Consider the following 5,156-nt stretch of genomic DNA (forward strand, 5'->3'; position numbering starts at 1 on the left):
GGAGAAGCTTGTTCAGAAGAATTGATCAAACAATGGGCTACGGGTAGAAATTTCTTTAATGCTTATGGACCGACAGAAACCAGCGTTTGTGCCACGGTAGAAAAATGGACAGATGAAACCCTGAAAGTAACTATTGGTCGCCCCATTGCTAACACCCAAATTTATATCTTAGACTCCCATTTACAACCTGTCCCGATTGGTGTTCCGGGAGAATTACATATTGGTGGTATGGGATTAGCGCGGGGTTATCTCAATCGTCCCGAATTAACCCAAGAAAAATTTATTCCTAATCCTTTTGAGAAGGATGAAGTGATCCCCCCAACCCCCCTTAATAAGGGGGGCAATGAGCCGTCAAAATTATATAAAACGGGAGACTTAGCCCGTTATTTACCCGATGGTAAAATCGAATATTTAGGACGGATTGACAATCAAGTAAAACTTCGCGGCTTCCGTATTGAATTAGGAGAAATTGAGGCCTTACTCAACCAAAATGAGGCGGTACAGTCTTCTTGTGTGATTGTTCGTGAAGATAATCTAGGGGATAAACGCTTAGTTGCTTACGTTGTACCGCAACCCGAAATCAACCTGACAATTAACGAAATACGGCAATTTTTGCGAGCAAAATTACCTGATTATATGGTTCCAACTGCGTTTGTCCTTCTTGATACTTTCCCCTTAACTCCCAATGGCAAAATAGACCGCCGTGCTTTACCTGTTCCCGATTTACAGAGCCAAGGTGAATATATAGCTCCCCGTAACCCCATTGAAGAAAAAATGGCGCAGATTTGGGCTGAGGTACTGAAATTAAAACGAGTCAGTATTGAGGATAATTTCTTTGAATTAGGGGGACATTCTCTGTTGGCAACTCAAGTTATTTCTCGATTACAGGAAACCTTTGAGATTGTTTTACCCTTGCGTTATCTGTTTGAATCTCCAACCATTGCTCAGTTAAGTGCGGTAATTTTAAAAGAACTGCAAACAGGTTTAGGGTTAAAGCTACCATCAATTGTCCCCGTTAATCGAGAGGATGATATTCCCCTATCCTGGGCCCAGGAACGTCTCTGGTTTGTGAATCAATTAGAAGGAGAAAGTGGGGCTTATACTATTGATTTAACGATGCGTTTGCGCGGAAATCTCAATATTAAAGCCTTAGAAAAAGCTTTCCAGGCAATTATTCAACGCCATGAACCCCTACGGACTCAGTTTAAGCTCAAAGATAACAAACCAATACAAGCGATCGATTCTAATGTAACCTTCACCTTACCAGTTGTCAATCTGCAAAACCTCAGCCATTCTGAGCAACAGGTAAAAAACCTGTTATTAGCAGCAGCATCCGAACCTTTTGATCTCGAATCAGGTTCAGTATTACGAGTCAACTTATTGCAAGTCAAGACAGAGGAATATGTACTATTATTAGCTATTCATCATATTGCGGCTGATGGTTGGTCAATAGGTGTTTTAATCGATGAATTATCGGTCTATTATCGAAGTTTCTGCACCGGGACAAAAGCAGATTTACCTACTTTATCGATACAGTATGCTGACTTTGCCCTGTGGCAGCGTCAATGGTTAACTAATGAAGTATTAGACCGTCAATTAAGCTACTGGAAGCAACAATTAACCGGGGTTCCCCTACTACACCAACTTCCCACAGACCGTCCCCGGCCAGCAATCCAAAGTTTTCGCGGAGGGACGGAGCGACTGCAACTAGATAGTCAACTAACGCAACAATTGAAAAAACTTAGTCAAGAGTCCGGTAGCACTCTCTTTATGACATTACTAGCGGGTTTTGCTGTGTTACTATCTCGTTATAGTCAACAAACAGATGTGGTAATTGGTTCACCAATTGCTAACCGTAACCGCACCGAAATTGAAGGGTTAATTGGCTTTTTTGTCAATAGTTTAGTGTTAAGATTTGATTTATCTCAAGACCCGACCTTTGAGGATTTTCTCGCACAAGTCAGACAAACTACTCAAGATGCTTACGACCATCAAGATTTACCCTTCGAGATGTTAGTCGAAAAATTACAAATTGAGCGCCATTTAGATCGTAATCCTTTAACACAGATAGTTTTTGCCCTTCAGAATGCTCCTAGTTCTCCCTGGGATTTACCCGGAGTAAACATTGAGGAGATACCATCGGGATTTGATTCAGTCAGGGTTGACTTAGAAGTTTACCTCTGGGATGCACCGGAAGGATTAGGCGGTTTTTGCTCTTATAACAGGGATTTATTTGATGCTGAAACTATTGTCCGTATGATGAATCATTTTAAGACTTTGTTGGCGGCAATTGTGGAAAATCCCCGTCAATCAGTAGCTTCACTACCCTTATTAACCCCAGAGGAAGAGTATCAACTATTAGAGGTTTGGAATGAGACAAAAGCTGATTACTCCTATAACAAGTGTATTCATCAATTAATTGAGGAACAAGCAGCGCGTACCCCTGATGCAGTAGCAGTAGTCTTTGAAAATCAACAGTTGACCTATGCAGAATTAAATAGTCAGGCCAATCAACTAGCTCACTATTTACGCTCTTTAGGCTTAGAAACCGAGGTAATAGTCGGTTTATGTGTAGAGCGCTCTTTAGACATGATTGTGGCATTAATAGCCATCCTTAAAGCCGGTGCTGCCTATCTCCCCCTTGACCCAGAATATCCTCAAGAACGCCTACAATTTATGTTAGAGGATAGTCAAGTCCCCTTATTACTAACCCAAAGTTCACTGATTGATAAACTCCCAAATCATCAAGCTAAAACTGTATTTTTAGCTGAAATTTGGCAAGAAATTAAACCAATGAACCGGGATAATTTGACGGGGAAGGTAACAGCTTCTAATTTGGCTAATGTGATTTATACTTCTGGTTCTACGGGTAAACCTAAAGGGGTGATGGTTGAACATCAAGGGTTGTCTAACCTTGCTCTGGCGCAAATTCAGACTTTTGCTGTGTCTTCTCAGAGTCGAGTGCTTCAATTTGCTTCTTTTAGTTTTGATGCCTGTATTTCAGAAGTTTTAATGGCTTTGGGAGCAGGAGCGACACTTTATTTGGCAAGTAAAGAAAATTTAATGCCCGGTTTACCCTTAATCAAGCAATTACGGGAGAATAAGATTACTCATATTACTCTACCGCCATCAGCTTTAGCGGTTCTGTCTTGGGAAAATCTTTCCTCTCTGCAAACTATTATTGTCGCCGGGGAAGCTTGTTCTCCTGAATTGGTGAAAAAATGGTCCCAGGGACGAAATTTCTTTAATGGTTATGGACCCACAGAAGGAAGTGTTTGTGCAACGGTAGCTAAATGTACGCCGGTTGATGAAAAAATAACTATTGGTCGGCCAATTCCTCATGTGCAGGTTTATATTTTAGACTCGCATTTACAACCAGTTCCTATCGGTGTACCGGGGGAATTACATATCGGAGGATCAGGGGTAGCCAGAGGTTATTTGAATCGCCCAGAATTGACCGCCGAGAAGTTTATCTCTAACCCGTTTGTCTCCCTTGATCCCCCCCTAACCCCCCTTGATAAGGGGGGAGAGCAGCCGTCAAAATTATACAAAACGGGAGATTTAGCCCGTTATTTACCCGATGGTCAGATTGAATATCTGGGACGGATTGACAACCAAGTTAAAGTGCGGGGTTTCCGTATCGAGTTAGGGGAAATTGAAGCCGTTTTGGGCCAACATCCCTTAGTACAAGAAGCGGTTGTGATTGCGCGTGCTGACCATCCGAGCGATAATACATCTGAAACCGAACTGAATACTAACCTAGTAGGGTATTTAGTTCCTGCTCTCAAGGATCAAGTTTTACCCGAACAGCTTGCTCAATGGCAGAGTGAATATGTTAGTGATTGGCAAAAAATTTACGAAGAATCCTACAGTAAACCCCAACCTCAAACCGAGGACCCCACTTTTAATATTAGTGGTTGGAATAGTAGTTATACCGGACAAGCTATTCCCGATGCAGAAATGCAGGAATGGGTTGATCAGACAGTGAGCCGAATTTTAGGAAATCAACCACCGCAACGAGTGTTAGAAATTGGTTGCGGAAGTGGATTATTGCTATTCCGTGTGGCGAAACATTGTCAGGAATATTGGGGAGCAGATTATTCCGCTGCTACTATTAATAACCTAGAACATTTATGTAGCACAATTGAGGGTTTAGAGGGCAAAGTAAAATTATTACACCGAACAGCCGATGATTTTACCGGCATTCCCCAAGCTACTTTTGATCGAGTAGTAATTAACTCTGTGGTTCAGTATTTTCCTAGTGTGGATTATCTATTACAAGTTATCGCAGGAGCAGTCAAGGCGATTGCAGATCGGGGTAAGATTTTCCTAGGTGATATCCGTAGTTTGTCCTTACTAGAGCCTTACCATGCCGCGGTACAGTTAGCTCGCACTGAAGCTAATAAAACCCTTGAAGAATGGCAAAAACAGGTGAATCAAAGTGTAGCTACCGAAGAAGAATTGTTAATTGCACCTCAGTTCTTTATCGCGCTTAAACAACGTTTTCCGCGAATTTCTTGGGTAGAAATTGCACCGAAACGGGGTCAGGCTGACAATGAGTTAACCCAATTCCGCTATGATGTTACTTTACATCTGGATACTGATGGGCAAAAAACGACAATTCCTTGGCTAAATTGGCAGCGGGATCGGTTTTCTTTAGCGCAACTGCAAGATAAACTAAAACTGGAACAACCAGAATATTTAGGCATCAGAGATGTACCCAATCAACGATTACAAAAGGCACTACAAATTTTAGACTGTTTAGAAAATCCTCCTGGGGTAACAACGGTGGGAGAATTGCGGCAATTGTTAGCAAAAAATACCGGAATAGGGATTAATCCTGAGCAAATGTGGCAACTGGGAGAACAGTTAGATTACACTGTTCATCTCAGTTGGTGGGAAGGTAGTCAAGATGGTTCTTTCGATGTGGTTTTCTGTCGCCAGAATGCCATCTTAGAACCGATAATAAGTAAAGTTGATGAACAACCATACCCCAATTTTTGGGATGATGAGACGATTATTCCCAAATCCTGGACTGATTATACGAATAATCCTCTATATGGTAAATTAGTCCAGAAGCTGATACCACAGGTGCGGGAATTTGTCCAACAAAAGCTACCTAGTTATATGGTTCCCCAGGCTTTTGTTTTGCTTAA

At 41.8% G+C, this 5,156-nt stretch carries 1 protein-coding gene; it reads left to right on the top strand.

Going from position 1 to position 5,156, the window contains the following annotated elements; all coding sequences use genetic code 11:
• On the top strand, nt 1-5,156 hold a 5,156-nt coding region (locus PX484_RS25450; protein WP_288106217.1), incomplete at both ends, for a non-ribosomal peptide synthetase.

It is taken from the genome of Microcystis sp. M49636_WE2 (assembly GCF_030065375.1).
GTDB lineage: Bacteria > Cyanobacteriota > Cyanobacteriia > Cyanobacteriales > Microcystaceae > Microcystis > Microcystis aeruginosa_C.